The sequence below is a fragment of the Streptomyces sp. NBC_01092 genome (genome assembly GCF_045039535.1).
GTDB lineage: Bacteria > Actinomycetota > Actinomycetes > Streptomycetales > Streptomycetaceae > Streptomyces.
Window position 1 is genome coordinate 7,809,019 of the sequence record NZ_CP108659.1, and the last position, 15,590, is coordinate 7,824,608.

The 15,590-nt window shown below is 70.7% G+C and carries 9 protein-coding genes; 6 read left to right on the top strand and 3 right to left on the bottom strand.

Annotated elements, in window-relative coordinates; all coding sequences use genetic code 11:
* The first annotated feature begins 55 nt into the window (after positions 1-55).
* On the top strand, positions 56-1,549 hold the full coding sequence (gene hflX, locus OG254_RS35535; protein ID WP_351200415.1) for a GTPase HflX: 1,494 nt from the start codon (positions 56-58) through the stop codon (positions 1,547-1,549).
* A gap of 120 nt (positions 1,550-1,669) precedes the next feature.
* Here the strand turns inward: hflX and OG254_RS35540 are convergent, their stop codons facing one another.
* The 3 genes from OG254_RS35540 to OG254_RS35550 all read right to left on the bottom strand — a co-directional run bounded on the left by OG254_RS35540 (position 1,670) and on the right by OG254_RS35550 (position 5,699).
* Positions 1,670-2,893, bottom strand: coding sequence for a trypsin-like serine peptidase (locus OG254_RS35540; RefSeq protein ID WP_405590064.1), 1,224 nt, complete (start codon positions 2,891-2,893; stop codon positions 1,670-1,672).
* A 229-nt stretch (positions 2,894-3,122) separates the two neighbouring features.
* Positions 3,123-4,343 carry a trypsin-like serine peptidase gene (locus tag OG254_RS35545; RefSeq protein ID WP_405590066.1) on the bottom strand — a complete coding sequence of 407 codons (1,221 nt, stop codon included), beginning with the start codon at positions 4,341-4,343 and terminating at the stop codon, positions 3,123-3,125.
* A gap of 342 nt (positions 4,344-4,685) precedes the next feature.
* On the bottom strand, positions 4,686-5,699 hold the full coding sequence (locus OG254_RS35550) for a GlxA family transcriptional regulator (protein ID WP_405590069.1): 1,014 nt from the start codon (positions 5,697-5,699) through the stop codon (positions 4,686-4,688).
* A gap of 73 nt (positions 5,700-5,772) precedes the next feature.
* On the opposite strand from OG254_RS35550, the gene OG254_RS35555 reads away from it, so the two are divergent.
* From OG254_RS35555 to OG254_RS35575, 5 genes are all read left to right on the top strand, one after another.
* Positions 5,773-7,152, top strand: coding sequence for an APC family permease (locus tag OG254_RS35555; protein WP_405590072.1), 1,380 nt, complete (start codon positions 5,773-5,775; stop codon positions 7,150-7,152).
* A gap of 737 nt (positions 7,153-7,889) precedes the next feature.
* Positions 7,890-9,626, top strand: coding sequence for a diaminobutyrate--2-oxoglutarate transaminase family protein (locus OG254_RS35560; protein ID WP_405590074.1), 1,737 nt, complete (start codon positions 7,890-7,892; stop codon positions 9,624-9,626).
* A 266-nt stretch (positions 9,627-9,892) separates the two neighbouring features.
* Positions 9,893-11,986, top strand: coding sequence for an IucA/IucC family protein (locus OG254_RS35565; protein ID WP_405590077.1), 2,094 nt, complete (start codon positions 9,893-9,895; stop codon positions 11,984-11,986).
* 39 nt (positions 11,987-12,025) lie between these two features.
* Complete coding sequence (locus tag OG254_RS35570; protein WP_405590080.1) at positions 12,026-12,898, top strand: GNAT family N-acetyltransferase; 873 nt, start codon at positions 12,026-12,028, stop codon at positions 12,896-12,898.
* Positions 12,899-13,410: 512 nt separating this feature from the next.
* Positions 13,411-15,393, top strand: coding sequence for an ATP-dependent DNA helicase (locus tag OG254_RS35575; RefSeq protein ID WP_405590083.1), 1,983 nt, complete (start codon positions 13,411-13,413; stop codon positions 15,391-15,393).
* The last annotated feature ends 197 nt before the right edge of the window (positions 15,394-15,590 follow it).

Consider the following 15,590-nt stretch of genomic DNA (forward strand, 5'->3'; position numbering starts at 1 on the left):
GCAGCGCCGCTGCCACCGCCGCCACCAGTGGATTCCCGATCGACGTAAGGACCCAATGACCTCCTCTTCTTCCTTTTCCCAGGACGCGCAGAGCTTCACGCAGACCTATGCCGACGGCCGCCGGGCCGATGCCCTGATGGAAGAGGACGTCGCCTGGAGCCACGAGATCGACGGAGAGCGGGACGGCCATCAGTTCGACCGCTCCGAGCGTGCGGCTCTGCGCCGTGTGGCGGGCCTCTCCACCGAGCTCGAGGACGTCACCGAGGTCGAGTACCGCCAGCTCCGTCTGGAGCGGGTCGTGCTCGTCGGTGTCTGGACCTCGGGGACCTCGCAGGACGCGGAGAACTCGCTGGCGGAGCTCGCCGCCCTCGCGGAGACCGCGGGCGCTCTCGTGCTCGACGGCGTGATCCAGCGCCGCGACAAGCCCGACGCGGCCACCTACATCGGCTCCGGCAAGGCCGACGAGCTCAGGGACATCGTCCTGGAGTCCGGCGCCGACACCGTCATCTGCGACGGTGAGCTCAGCCCGGGCCAGCTCATCCACCTCGAGGACGTCGTCAAGGTCAAGGTCATCGACCGTACGGCGCTGATCCTCGACATCTTCGCCCAGCACGCCAAGTCCCGAGAGGGCAAGGCGCAGGTCGCGCTCGCGCAGATGCAGTACATGCTGCCGAGGCTGCGAGGCTGGGGTCAGTCGCTGTCCCGGCAGATGGGCGGCGGCAAGGGCGGCGGCCTCGCCACCCGTGGTCCCGGTGAGACCAAGATCGAGACGGACCGGCGGCGGATCCGCGAGAAGATGGCGAAGATGCGCCGGGAGATCGCGGACATGAAGACCGGCCGCGAGATCAAGCGCCAGGAGCGCAAGCGCCACAAGGTGCCCTCGGTCGCCATCGCGGGCTACACGAACGCCGGCAAGTCCTCCCTGCTCAACCGCCTCACCGGCGCGGGGGTGCTGGTCGAGAACGCCCTGTTCGCGACCCTGGACCCGACCGTGCGCCGGGCCGAGACGCCGAGCGGCCGTCTGTACACGCTGGCCGACACCGTCGGTTTCGTCCGGCACCTGCCGCACCACCTGGTCGAGGCGTTCCGCTCCACCATGGAGGAGGTCGGCGAGTCCGACCTGATCCTGCACGTGGTGGACGGCTCGCACCCGAACCCGGAGGAGCAGCTGGCCGCCGTGCGCGAGGTGATCCGGGACGTCGGCGCGATCGCCGTACCGGAGGTCGTCGTGATCAACAAGGCGGACGCGGCCGACCCGCTGACGCTTCAGCGGCTGATGCGGATCGAGCCGCGCTCCATCGCGGTCTCCGCCCGCACCGGCCAGGGCATCGCCGAGCTGCGCGCCCTGATCGACAACGAGCTGCCGCGGCCGTCCGTCGAGATCGAGGCGCTGGTGCCGTACACCCACGGCAAGCTGGTCGCCCGCGCCCACACCGAGGGCGAGGTGATCTCCGAGGAGCACACCCCGGAGGGCACGCTGCTCAAGGTGCGGGTGCACGAGGAGCTGGCGGCGGATCTCGCGCCGTACGTTCCGACGCCGACCGCCTGAGGCGTCGTATGCCGGCTGCCTGAGCCGTCGTATGCCGACTGCTTAGGGCGTCGTAGAACTGCTGAAGGCCCGCTCCCTGTCGCAGGGGAGCGGGCCTTCCGTGCTGTCTGCGCGCGGTGGTCAGCGGCCGCCGTACGTCTTGCTCATGTACTGGTACACCGACTCGGCACCCGTGCCCAGCTGTGGGCCTGCCAGCCAGGTGTTGTCCTCCGGGCCGATCGACGTGTTGGACACGAGCGTGGTGTTGCCGTTCAGCACCCGGAACCAGCCGCCGCCCGACGAACCGCCGGTCATGGTGCAGCCGATGCGGTACATCGTCGGCAGGGCCGGGCTCAGCGAGAGACGGCCCGGTCGGTCGGCGCACTTGAACATCTGCAGGCCGTTGAACGGCGGCGCCGCCGGGTAGCCCCAGGCGCCCATCGTGGCTACCTCCGTCGCGGACGGGGCGGAGAAGTCGACGTCCAGCGCGCCGGTGGTCTCCTCCAGGGACTTCGCGCCGGCCTCCGGCTGCACATGCAGCACCGAGTAGTCGTACGCGGCACCCGCGCCGCCCGTCTCCGAGCCGCCCTGGATCCACTCGTTCGAGGTCGAGACCCAGTCGGCCCACCAGTTGCCGTAGGGCGCGATCTCGGTGGGCGTGGCGTTGCCCAGCTCCGCCTGGGACTTGCCGAGGTCGTTGTAGGCCGGGACGAAGGCGATGTTGCGGTACCAGCCGCCGCCCTGGCCGGCGTGCACACAGTGGCCGGCCGTCCAGACGAGGTTGGACTTGCCGGGGTGGTTGACGTCCTTGACGACCGTGCCGGAGCAGACCGCCGGGCCGTCGGGGGTGTCGAAGAAGACCTTGCCGACGGGCGCGGCGTTCTCGTGGTACGGCGTCTTCTCGGCCGTGGCCTGGACGGGCGCCGGCTCCGGGTCGCTCACGCCCTGGTCGGCCGAGGCGTCCTGCGTGGTGACCGTCTTGTTGGCCTCCTTCGCGGACTGCATCCGGTCAGGCTTCCACAGGCCCTCGATGACCGGGTTGACGAAGTCCTTGGCCTCGCTGAGCCACTTGTCCTTGTCCCAGTCCTTCCAGGCGCCGTCCTTCCACTTGTCGAGGTCGATCCCGTGTTCTTTGAGCTTGTCCGCGATCTCGGCCGGGATCTGGATCTTGCCGTCGCCGGCCTCCGCGGCCTCCGCGGCCTCCGCGGCCTTCGAGGCGGCGGCGTCGGCCCGGGCGCCGGCCGAGTCGGCCGCGCCGTCACAGGCGGTCGCGGTCAGCGCCAGCGCGGCGAAGAGGCCGGTGGCGGCGGTGAGGCCGAAGCGCCGCCTGCGGCATGGAGTTGCGGGCGTAGGTGTGGAACGCATGGTGCGGAAACCCCCGTTGAAGCGTGCTGCTGCTTGGCACCTTGATGGCATGTGCGCGGCGCGCGGGGGCATCCATGGCGGGGCCGGGTGCGGCCTCTCCCGTGCGGCCCCTCGGACGCGACAACCCACTATGCCCGTGGAGTTGAGAGCGAACGGCGGTGAGGCGGTGAAGGTTTCTCCCCACCGTCCCACCGCCGTCGGTGCTGTCAACTCCGGGCTTTGGTGATCGTCACTGAGTGGCGAACTTCTCGCCCATCCCGTCGAAGACCGCCTTGGCCTCCTTGCCCAGCCGCGGACCGGCCAGCCAGCCCGAATCCACCGGACCGATGGAGGTGTTGGACACGAGCGCGGGCTTGCCGTCCGAGCCCGCCGCGATCCAGCCACCACCGGACGAACCGCCGGTCATGGTGCAGCCGATGCGGTACATGGTCGGGTCCGACGCGGTGAGCGACAGCCGGCCGGGCTTGTCCTCGCACTGGTACAGCTTCTCGCCGTCGAACGGCGCCGCGGCCGGGTAGCCGACCGCCTTCATGCTCTCCACGTCCGGGACGGCCGGCGCGTTGAACTCCACCGGGAGGGCCGAACCGACCATCTCCTCCAGGGACTTGCCGTCGCCGCCGGCCTCCGGCTTCACATGCAGCACGGCGAAGTCGTACGGCGCGCCGTCCCCGCCCGTCGGACCGCCCTGCTTGATCCACTGGTCCGAGGTCTGCACCCAGTCGGCCCACCAGACGCCGTAGGGGGCGACCTGCTCCCTGGTGGCGCCCTTCATCGCGGCCGCCCCCATGGCCTTGTCGTTGTACGACGGGACAAACGCGATGTTGCGGTACCAGCCGCCGCTCTTGCCGGCGTGCACGCAGTGGCCGGCCGTCCACACCATGTTGGACTTGCCGGGGTTGGCCGGGTCCTTTACGACCGTCGCCGAGCAGACCATCGTGCCTTCGGGGGAGTCGAAGAACACCTTGCCCGCCTCGGGGGCGTTGGCGTGGTACGTGGGCGACACGGCCTGCGCGTCCACCGGCTGCGGCGTCGGGTCGGTCACGCCCTGGTCACCGGCGAGGTCGCTTTCGTCGACGCCCCGGTCCGGATCCTCCGCCTCACGCATGCGGTCCGGGTCCCACAGGCCCTCGATGATCGGGTTGATGTAGTCCTTCGCCTCGCGCAGCCAGTCGTCGCGGTCCCAGTTCTTCCAGGCGCCGTCCTTCCACTTGTCGAGGTCGATCCCGTGTTCCTTGAGCTTGTCCTTGATGTCGTCCGGGATCGTGATCTCGCCCTCGCCCCCGGCCGCGGCGGACGCACTGGCCTCGCCGCCCGCCTCGGCGTCGCCCGAGTCGCAGGCGGTGACGGTGAGCGCCAGCGCCGCGGCGAGCGCGACCAGGGGCAGCGGGGAGGTTCTGCGGCGCGCGCTCCTCCCCCGACGGGCGGTGAACGACGGCCGTATCGATCGCATGATCTGTCTCCCCCTGAGGTGACGTGTGTGGTGCCGCGGCCGTGAGGCTTGCTGGTCGCTCGCTGGTCCGGCGTGCTGTCACGGCGCGTTGGGACGGCACCACACACTATGCGCTCGCTGTGGGGGAGTTCCGACGGAACGGCAACGGTTTCGCTACGGGGCGTCTGAACTGGCAACTTGTGTGAGGGGACGCCGAATCGGGGGCTTGGGGGACGGGATTGCGGCTGTCACGGAGTCACGGAGTTACGGATTCACGGGGCGCCGCAGTCGTGGCTCGGCGTCGTAGTCGGAGCCGGTCGCCATTCCGCATTCCGCGTCGCTCGCGCGCGGGCACGGCTCACCTCATCCGGTGCGCGCCCCCGATGAGGATGCGGACGGCCCGCGTCGCTGCTGTGCCGTCCGGTGGCGGAAGACGTGGCGGTATGTCTGCGGTGAGACGCCGGTGAGCCGGCCGAAGTGGTAGCGGAGGTTGGTCGCGCTGCCGAAGCCGGTGCGTTGCGCGACGCTCTCGACGGCGTCGTCGGTCGTCTCCAGCAACTCCTGGGCGAGCCGGACGCGTTCCTGGAGGATCCACTGCAGGGGCGTCGTGCCGAGGGCCTCACGGAACCGGCGGGCGAAGGTGCGCTCGCTCAGTGCCGCCTCGCGGGCGAGCTGCGGCACCGTCAGCTGCTCGTGCAGATGGTGGCGGGCCCACTCCAGAACGGGCGCGAGGGTGTCGCTCGTCCTGCGCACCCGGACCGGCGGCCGCGCGTACTGGGCTTGGCCGCCCTCGCGGTGCGGCGGTACGACCATGCGCCGGGCCACCTCGTTGGCCACCGCGGAGCCGAAGTCCTGACGGACCAGGTGAAGGCAGAGGTCGATGCCGGATCCGGTGCCGGCCGAGGTGAGGATCGTGCCGTCCTCGATGTAGAGGGACGTCGGGTCGAACTCGACATCGGGGAAACGGTGGCTGAAGTCCATCGCGTGCATCCAGTGCGCCGTCGCCCGCCGCCCGTCGAGCAGCCCCGCCGCGGCCAGCACATAGACGCCGGAGCAGATGGACACGATGCGCCGGCCCAGCTCATGGGCCCTGCGTACGGCTTGCAGCAGCTCGGCGGGGGGATCGAGCTGCACGGCCCGCGGACACGCGGCCACGACCACCGTGTCGGCCTCGGCCAGCTGGTCAAGGCCGTGCGAGGTGGGCACGACGAGTCCGGTCGCCGTACGCAGCGGGCCGGGCTGCGCCGCAGTCAGCCGCATCTCGTACCAGGGGTCGACCAGGTCGCTGCGGTCGATGCCGAACACCTCGCACGGAACGGCGAGTTCGAACGTCGGGGCACCGTCGGTCACGGCGACGGCCACAACATGTCGCTCCATGGCAGAAATTTAGCGCACCATGTCATTTCTGCCGCTTGTGCCCGCTGATCACGCTCGGGAACCCTTTCTTCTCATGGGCTCCGAGACGATCGAAACGAAGGCGAGCCGGCCGACGGGCCGCCTCACCGCAGTCCAGGGCACGGCGATGTACGTGGGCGCGGTCCTCGGCACCGGCGTCATCGCCCTGCCCGCACTCGCCGCCGAGGCCGCCGGCCCCGCCTCGCTGCTCGCGTGGCTCGCGCTCGTGCTGCTGTCGGCCCCGCTGGCGGCGACCTTCGCGGCACTGGGCGCACGGCACCCGGACGCCGGCGGGGTGTCCCACTACGCACGCCTGGCGTTCGGCGACCGCACGGCCGCCGTGGTCGGCTGGTGCTTCTACCTCGCGGTCCCTCCGGGAGCGAGCGCGGCGGCCCTGTTCGGCGGCGCCTACGTGTCCGCGGCGCTCGGCGGCGGACGCACCACCACCACGGTGACGGCGGTCGGGCTGATGATCGTCGTCACCGCTTCCAACGCGGTGGGCGTGCGCGTGACCGGACGGTTCCAATTCGCCCTGGCCGGGCTGCTCGTCGCGTTGCTGCTGGTGGCGGTGGCTCTGTCGCTGCCGCACGCGAGCGCCGACAACCTGCGGCCCTTCGCACCGCACGGCTGGACGGCGATCGCGCCCGCCGCGGCCCTGCTGGTGTGGAGCTTCGCCGGCTGGGAGGCGATCACCCACCTTGCGGGCGAGTTCCGCACCCCGAGCCGTGACCTGCCGCGGGCGACGACCGCCGCGGTCGTGATCGTCGGCGTGCTGTACCTGGCGGTGGCCTTCGCGGTCATCGCCGTGCTCGGGCCCGATGCCGCCCGGGCCAAAGCGCCGCTCGGCGAACTCATGGCCCAGGGGATCGGCGGCAACGCCCGCCTGCTCGCCGCGGTCGCGGCACTCCTGCTCACCCTCGGCGCGATGAACGCCTACTTCGCGGGCGCCGCCAAGCTCGGCGCCGCGCTCGGCCGGGACGGGGCGCTGCCGGCCTGGCTCACCCGCGGCAGCACGGCCGGCGAAGTGCCGCGCCGCAGCCTCAGCGTCGTCTCGTCGCTCGCTCTGCTGTCGCTGGGCGCCGTGACCCTGGCCGACGTGGGGGCCCGCCCGTTGGTGCTCCTGACGACGGGCTCGTTCGTGACGGTGTACGCGGTCGGTGTGGCCGCCGCCCTGCGGCTGCTGCCGAAGCGGGGCAAGGCCCGTGCGTCCGCGAACGTCGCCCTCGTGGCCGTGGTGATCATGCTGCTCATGTCGGGCCGGTACCTCCTGTGGCCCCTCGCGGTCACCGGCGCCGCCCTGCTCTACCTCAGGCTCGGCGACCGACGCGCCGACCGGGCGGCATCCGTCGCGCCGGCACCGGACGGCCTGCCTCCGGCTGTGGTCGCCGCCCCCTCGGTCGAGGCGTCCTCGGACGTCACGGAGAGAAACTCGTGACCGACAGACCTTTGACCAGCGTGCTCGTGGGGTCCTACGCGCCCGATCTGGAGCGGCTCCGGGCTGCCCGTCAATTTCTTCCGCCCTGCCATCGATGGTGCGGAGTTCACGCTCTCTCGTGGATGGGCTCACGGGGGCGTGACGGCATGCGGCGCTTGGCAGTGGGCTGTCCGGACCAGGGCCGTCCGGAGCCAGGATGGTCGGCGCCGGTTCGGGCCAACGCCGTATCGATCTGAGGTGTCGACGCCGCACGGGGGGTGATGACATCGCATCAGGCTGCCCATGCGGGAATGGGTGACCTTATTCGCGCAGCCTATGAACTCCGCGCTACCTCGCGGGACGGCGGGGCGCTGTCGCCGCTGAACTCGCCGGGGCGGCGGGCGACCCGCCGTCCGCAACCCCAATGGCCGCGAGGCGACCCGGTCGCGGCGGCGACGCTCGGAGCGGAACCGCCTCCGCGACAACCGCACAGCCGCCGAACCGTGCACATCGGGCGCCCCAACGACCGCGGTTGTGCCCTGACCGCCGACGGTTTCGACTCGGCAATGATCTCGAAGCAACCCGTAACCCGGTGACCGGTCCGGGGTTGGTAGCCGTGGGGGGCCTGCCGTCCGTGAGCGGCCCCCTGTGCCCAGTTCCCCGGAGTTTCGAGTGGACACTCGCGGGGCTTCGTATGTCGGGTCGGGCGAGGATGCGAAACACCTGCTCGCCCCTGGACAGCGGGAGGACAGGGAGCCATGGCCGTGACCGAATCTGTGCGCGAGGGTACGTCCGAGTCGGCGGGGGTGGGCGCCGTACACGAGGGGATCCTGCGACGGCAGTCGGCCCGCGAGTCGGCGGCGCGAACCTACGCCCGTGCCCTGCCCATCGTGCCGGTGCGTGCACGTGGGCTGACCATCGAGGGCGCGGACGGCAGCCGCTACCTGGACTGCCTCTCCGGCGCCGGGACGCTGGCGCTCGGACACAACCATCCAGTGGTCCTGGAAGCCATCCGCAAGGTCCTCGACTCGGGTGCGCCCTTGCACGTCCTCGACCTGGCGACGCCCGTCAAGGACGCCTTCATCACCGAGCTGTTCCGCACCCTGCCACCCGGCCTCGCCGACAACGCTCGCGTGCAGTTCTGCGGACCGGCCGGCACCGACGCCGTGGAGGCCGCCTTCAAGCTCGTCCGGGCCGCGACGGGACGCACCGGCATCCTCGCCTTCAGCGGCGCCTACCACGGGATGACCGCAGGCGCGCTCGAGGCATCCGGGGGCGCCTTCGACGTACGGGTCGCGCGCCTGCCCTACCCGCAGGACTACCGCTGCCCCTTCGGCGTCGGTGGCGAACACGGCGCCGAACTCGCCGCCCGCTGGACCGAGTCCGTCCTCGACGACCCCAAGTCGGGCGTCCGCCGCCCCGCCGGGATGATCCTCGAACCCGTCCAGGGCGAGGGCGGAGTGATCCCAGCCCCGGACGAGTGGATGAGGCGCATGCGGCAGATCACGGCCGACCGGTCCATTCCCCTGATCGCCGACGAGGTCCAGACGGGAGTCGGGCGCACCGGCTCCTTCTGGGCGGTGGAGCACAGCGGCGTCACCCCCGACGTGATGGTCCTCTCCAAGGCCATCGGAGGCAGCCTGCCCCTGGCCGTCATCGTCTACCGCGACGACCTCGACGCCTGGCAGCCCGGCGCCCACGCCGGCACCTTCCGCGGCAACCAACTCGCCATGGCCGCCGGCATGGCAACCCTCGCCTACGTCCGCGAGAACCGCCTCGCCGAGCGCGCGGCCGACCTGGGCACGCGGATGCTGCACCAACTCCGCGGCCTCGCCGCAGAGTTCGATTGCATGGGGGATGTGCGCGGGAGGGGGTTGATGATCGGGGTCGAGGTGGTGGAGCCAGAGGCCGAACCCGAGCGTGACGTGGAGCGGGCGGCGGCTCTGGCGGGTGAGGGCGAGAGGCTTGCCGCTCCGGACTGGCGTGGAGGAGCGGTTGACCAGGCGATGCCGGGCGCTTCGGCTGATCCCGGGCGGGCTGGGGGCCTCATGGACCTCGACCCTGTCCACACTGCGGGCGGTTCGCCGGCCGGCGTCGCCCACGTCGGCCGGACGGCAGGGACCGCACCGACGGCAGCGACGTCGATGCAAGGCCCGGATCGCCACCCTCGTCCTGCCGCCCCCGAACTCGCGGCCGCCATCCAGCGCGAGTGCCTGCGACGCGGCCTGATCATCGAACTCGGCGGCCGCCACTCCAGCGTCGTACGGCTCCTCCCACCCCTGACCATCAGCGACGAGCAGGCGACCGCGGTACTCGACCGACTCGCCGACGCGGTGGACGCGGTATCCCGCGGCCAGATCGGTCACGGCCGGTTGCAACGCCCGAACGCAGGACAGCGCCGACATGTCGACCTGGCCGGCGGCGCGGACCGGGCTGACGTCGCGGACCGAGCCGATCGCGCTGATCGGGCCGGCCAGGCCGACCGGGCGGGATAGCGCGCCCGTCGTCGTGGGCGCGTCGGCGCGTACACCGATCTGTTCTCTCGCGCCGTCGCCTGTCAGCTCCGCCTGCCTCTGACGACCGCTCGCTACAAAGCGAAGCATCACGCCCCTCGCAACCTCGCCTCCAACTGAGACACCCCCTCCACCCGTACCTCCGGAACGCGGCTCTCCAGTCCGCGCCCCCCACGCACAGCGCACCCAGCCGCTGTCGGCGCGCGAGTCAGGACCACCGCAAGAGGACCATCGCAAGAGGACCAGCTTTGAACAGCACCCCCACAACTGCCGTCCGCCGTCCCGCCGCCCCGCCGCGAGGAGACGCCCCGCAGACAGGAGACGCGCCGCAGGACCCTGCGTCGGTTGATGGAGCCGCTCCCGTGCAGGCACCGTCCCGCACGCAGACGCAAGCAGGCGCCCCACCCATCGAGCGGCTGTACGGCGCCTCCTCCGACCTCCTGGAGCACCCCGACCCGCACACCGCAGCCCAGGCCGCCGCCGTGGAGAACCTGATCCGCTGCTGGGTACGCGAGACGAACGTCCCGCCACCCGACGACGGAATCCTCCGCATCCCGCTGCCTGCCACAGGCACGGCCCTGCTTACCCCGGTCCACTACTGGTCCCCGACGGGATGGCACCGCTTCGGCCTCCCACACCTGGCCGACGCCCCGAACCAGTCCCCGCCGATCGACGCAGTCACCCTCGCCGCGCTCCTCACCAGGGAGACGCTGCCCTCTCACTCCGAGTCCACCGTCTGCGACTCCACCACCTCCCTCGCCTCAATCGACGCTCCCGCTCCATCCATCTCGGTGCCCGACGGCGTGCCCCGGGTCTCCTCCTCCGCATCGACACCCACAGCCCTCGCAATCCCCCCGACATCCGCCGCCACCGACCTCGTCGCCCGCGTAGCCGACTCCACCCAGCGAACCGTCACCTTCATCAGGGATCGCCGGGACAACCCGGCCAACAGCCCCGACCTGTTCCTCGCAGCCGAGCAAGCGCTCCTGCTCGGACACCCGCACCACCCGACGCCGAAGAGTCGCGAAGGCCTCTCCGAGACTGAAGCCCGCCTGTACTCACCCGAGTTGCGCGGCTCCTTCCCATTGCACTGGCTGGCTGTCGCCCCCTCCCTGCTCGCCACCGACTCGGCATGGACCGAACGCGGTCGCCCCGTCCCCGCGCCCCAGCTCACTGTGCGACTTGCCGGCCCTGACCTGCCGCTGCCCGCCGACTACGCAGCCCTGCCGCTCCATCCCTGGCAACTGCGCGAGGTCAGGAACCGCCCCGCAACCGCCGCCCTGCTCGATGCCGGACTGCTTGTCGACCTCGGCGACCATGGCATGCCCTGGCATCCCACCTCCTCCGTACGCACCGTCCACCGGCCCGGCGCCCCGGCCATGCTCAAGCTGTCGCTGGGCCTGCGCATCACCAACTCCCGTCGCGAGAACCTCCGCAAGGAACTGCACCGCGGGGTGGAGGTCCACCGACTCCTGCGTACCGGTCTCTCGACGCAGTGGCAGGCCGCGCACCCCGCATTCGACATCGTTCGCGACCCGGCCTGGCTTGCCGTCGACGGGCTGGACGGAGCCCCGGTGCCAGGTCTGGACGTGATGATCCGGCACAACCCCTTCCGGCCTTCCAACGATGTGTCCTGCGTATCCGGACTCGTCTCACCTCTCCCTCACTTTCCTCACTCGCAATTCGGCATCACAGCCCGACGCCCGATGGACAGGCAGCCTCATCGGTCCCGTCTTGCCGAGCTGGTCACCCGTCTCGCTGCCCAAACCGGTCGCCCCCGAGGGGCCGTTGCCGCCGAGTGGTTCCTGCGTTACCTCGAACATGTCGTTCGCCCAGTGCTGTGGCTTGACGCCGAGGCCGGCGTCGCCCTGGAGGCGCACCAGCAGAACACCCTGCTCCTACTGGACGGTGACGGTTGGCCTTCGGGCGGCCGATACCGCGACAACCAGGGTTACTACTTCCGCGAGTCACGGCGCGCAGAGCTGGTGGCCCGGCTGCCCGGCATCGGCGAGCACAGCGACACGTTCGTCTCGGACGAGGTCGCTGACGAGCGTTTCGCGTACTACCTCGCGATCAACAACGTGCTCGGTCTCATCGGCGCCTTCGGCTCCCAGCGCCTCGTCGACGAACAGCTGCTACTCGCCGCCTTCCGCCGCTTCCTCGGCGAAGTGGCCTCCGGTCCTACCCGGCTGCGGACGTCGCTGCCTGCCCGGCTGCTCGACTCACCGGTCTTGCGCTGCAAGGCCAATCTCCTGACCCGTATGCACGGCCTCGATGAACTCGTAGGCCCGGTCGACACCCAGTCCGTCTACGTCACCATCGCCAACCCCCTTCATTCCTGAGGAACATGCCCCATCCCGCTTCCTGAGAGGAGCGTCCCTGTGCCTCCCACCGACGCGAGTGCCCACGCAGGTACCGCCCCGGCCTTCGACCACGGCATCGCCACGAGCCCGACCACTCGTGAGAGCCGTATCGGCCCAGCTGCCGACGCGGGTGCAGACACTGAGGACACGCTGGACCTGCACCTGCCCCACGAATTCGTGGCGCTCTTCATGGAAGACGCCGGTGTCGGCGGGAGACGAAGCCTTGGCGCTGGCGCTGGCGCTGGCGTAGGCGCAGGCGAAGGACCAGGCCTGTGCGCGACTCGGACTACATCTCCGTCCACCTTCCCGAAGACTGACGACCTGCTCGGCACCGTCGCCGACTGGGGACCGGTCAGCACACCGGCAGGGGTGTTGCACCTCGTCCCCGTGCGGATCGAGCGAGACCTTCCGATCGTCAGCCGGTGGATGAACGACCCCGCCGTCACGGCGTTCTGGGGCCTCGCCGGACCGGAGAACGCCATCGAGGAGCATCTGCGGTCCCAGCTGTTCGGCGACGACGGACGCAGCGTCCCGTGCATGGGCCTGCTGGAGGGAACGCCGATGAGCTACTGGGAGATCTACCGAGCCGACCTCGACCCGCTGGCCCGCCACTACCCGGCCAGGCCCCATGACACAGGTGTCCATCTTCTTATCGGTGCCGTGGGCGATCGAGGGCGGGGCCTCGGCGGGACCCTTCTCCGAGCCGTCGCCGATCTCGCACTCGACAAGCGGCCCGCCTGCGCTCGCGTCGTCGCCGAACCGGACATTCGCAACACCCCTTCCGTCGCCGCCTTCTTGACCGCCGGATTCCGGTTCTCTGCCGAGATCGACCTGCCCGCCAAGCGGGCCGCCCTCATGATCCGAGACCGGAGCCTGCGTCATCTGATGTGACGCCGCGTCGCAACGTCGTCACAATTGGTACACCGCTCGCGTCGACCCGGTTCCCACTTCTGGCGAACCGAATTCAGGCCGAGTCGATCTCTCCCGAGACCGGGTCGGTTTGCTCGAATCGGCGGTGCACAGGGCGGACTCCACGGTGCAACGGTGCTCGCCACAGGCTCCCGAATCGATCTGGCCGGAGCTGACCGACCTTGATCGCAATTGGCGCCCATCCGACCGCACCGAACCGCACCCACACCCACCCCCAAGCCGACCCGGCCACCCACCCCTAAGCCGACCCGCCCAGCCACCCTCAAGCCGACCCCACACCGACCCGAACTGTTCCTGACCCCGACCGAACCATCCCTGACCTCGAACAGATCCCTCTCTGACCTCGACCGAACCAATCCCGCATCCACCCGAACCGCCCCGATCCCCGCCCGAGGCCTCCCCGGTCTTGATCCAGCCCCCGTCCCCACCGTGGTCGCTCATTTGTCAGTGCCGGGCCGTAGGGTGGTCGCGCTATGACAAAGCCCTCACTCCCCGAACTCCTGCATGCCGCCGTCACCGCCGTAGGCGGCACGGAGCGCCCCGGCCAGGTGACCATGGCCGAATCCGTCGCGGAGGCGATCGACGGCGGTACCCATCTGCTGGCCCAGGCCGGCACCGGCACCGGAAAGTCTCTGGGCTACCTCGTGCCCGCGCTCGCGCACGGGGAGCGTGTCGTCGTCGCGACCGCCACCCTGGCCCTTCAGCGCCAGCTCGTGGAGCGGGACCTGCCCCGCACCGTCGACGCGCTGCATCCGCTGCTGCGCCGCCGCCCCGACTTCGCGATGCTCAAGGGCAGGTCGAACTACCTGTGTCTGCACCGCCTGCACGAGGGAGTCCCGCAGGACGAGGAGGAGGGCCTCTTCGACCAGTTCGAGGCCGCCGCACCCACCAGCAAGCTGGGCCAGGACCTGCTGCGGATGCGTGACTGGGCGGACGAGACGGAGACGGGCGACCGCGACGATCTGGCGCCCGGCGTCTCCGATCGCGCCTGGGCGCAGGTGTCGGTGTCGTCGCGTGAGTGCCTCGGTGCTACGAAGTGCGCGTACGGCGCGGAATGCTTCGCCGAGATGGCCCGTGAGCGGGCCAAGCTGTCGGAGGTCGTCGTCACCAACCACGCGCTGCTCGCGATCGACGCCATCGAGGGCGCCCCGGTCCTCCCGCAGCACGAGGTCCTGATCGTCGACGAGGCGCACGAACTGGTCTCCCGTGTCACCGGAGTCGCCACCGGCGAACTCACCCCGGGTCAGGTCAACCGCGCCGTGCGTCGCGCCGCGAAGCTGGCGAACGAGAAGGCTGCCGACCAGCTCCAGACCGCCGCCGAGGGCTTCGAACGGCTGATGGAGCTGGCCCTGCCGGGCCGCCTGGAGGAGATCCCGGAAGATCTCGCCTACGCCCTCATGGCGCTGCGTGACGCCTGCCGCACTGTGATCTCCGCGATCGGCGCGACCCGCGACAAGTCCGTGCAGGACGAGGACGCGGTCCGCAAGCAGGCCCTGGCCTCGGTCGAGTCCGTGCACGACGTGGCGGAGCGGATCACCAACGGCTCCGAGTGGGACGTCGTCTGGTACGAGCGTCACGACCGCTTCGGGGCGTCCCTTCGCGTGGCTCCCATGTCGGTGTCGGGCCTTCTGAGAGAGAAGCTCTTCACGGACCGCTCCGTCGTCCTGACCTCTGCGACTCTGAAGCTCGGTGGCGACTTCAACGGCGTCGGTGCTTCCCTGGGGCTCGCTCCGGAGGGCACGGAGGGCGACGACGTCCCGCAGTGGAAGGGAGTCGATGTCGGCTCGCCCTTCGAGTACCCGAAGCAGGGCATCCTCTATGTCGCCAAACACCTGTCGCGCCCTGCGCGGGACGGCGACCGTGTGGACATGCTCGACGAGCTGACCGAACTGATCCAGGCGGCCGGCGGCCGCACGCTCGGCCTGTTCTCGTCGATGCGGGCCGCCCAGCTGGCCGCGGAGGAGCTCCGCTCCCGCATCCCCGAGTTCCCGATCCTCCTCCAGGGCGAGGAGACGCTCGGTGAGCTGATCAAGAACTTCGCGGCCGACCCGAAGACCTGCCTGTTCGGCACGCTCTCGCTCTGGCAGGGCGTCGATGTGCCCGGCCCCAGCTGCCAGCTGGTCGTCATGGACAAGATCCCGTTCCCGCGCCCGGACGATCCGCTCATGAGCGCCCGCCAGAAGGCGGTGGAGGATGCCGGCGGCAACGGCTTCATGGCGGTCGCCGCCACCCACGCCGCGCTGCTCATGGCCCAGGGCGCCGGCCGCCTCGTACGGGCATCGGGGGACCGCGGTGTGGTTGCCGTACTGGACCAGCGGCTGGCTACCGCGCGATACGGGAGCTATCTGAAGGCGTCACTGCCCGACTTCTGGTACACGACGGACCGTAACCAGGTCCGCAAGTCGCTGACCGCGATCGACGCGTCGGCGAAGCTGGCGGAGGCGGAGGCAGAGTAGCCACGGGCATCGGTGGTTAGCCTGTCGCGGCGCCGCGACAGGCTAACCACCGATGCAAAGACCGCCGACGCCGGGTCCCCGCGACCCTGATGCGCCCGGAACGGCACAAGCCTCGAGACAGCACAGGGCCCCGGAACCGGCGCAGGGGTCCCGGGGCCCGGTCAGAGGGCGACGCCTTTCGGGTTCGCCCGCCGCAG

What these genes read in the sequence shown, in the direction of transcription:
- OG254_RS35575 (WP_405590083.1), top strand. Translation starts at nt 13,411, where the DNA reads ATGACAAAGCCCTCACTCCCCGAACTCCTGCATGCCGCCGTCACCGCC.
- OG254_RS35545 (WP_405590066.1), bottom strand. Translation starts at nt 4,343, where the DNA reads ATGCGATCGATACGGCCGTCGTTCACCGCCCGTCGGGGGAGGAGCGCG.
- OG254_RS35555 (WP_405590072.1), top strand. Translation starts at nt 5,773, where the DNA reads ATGGGCTCCGAGACGATCGAAACGAAGGCGAGCCGGCCGACGGGCCGC.
- OG254_RS35560 (WP_405590074.1), top strand. Translation starts at nt 7,890, where the DNA reads ATGGCCGTGACCGAATCTGTGCGCGAGGGTACGTCCGAGTCGGCGGGG.
- hflX (WP_351200415.1), top strand. Translation starts at nt 56, where the DNA reads ATGACCTCCTCTTCTTCCTTTTCCCAGGACGCGCAGAGCTTCACGCAG.
- OG254_RS35540 (WP_405590064.1), bottom strand. Translation starts at nt 2,893, where the DNA reads ATGCGTTCCACACCTACGCCCGCAACTCCATGCCGCAGGCGGCGCTTC.
- OG254_RS35550 (WP_405590069.1), bottom strand. Translation starts at nt 5,699, where the DNA reads ATGGAGCGACATGTTGTGGCCGTCGCCGTGACCGACGGTGCCCCGACG.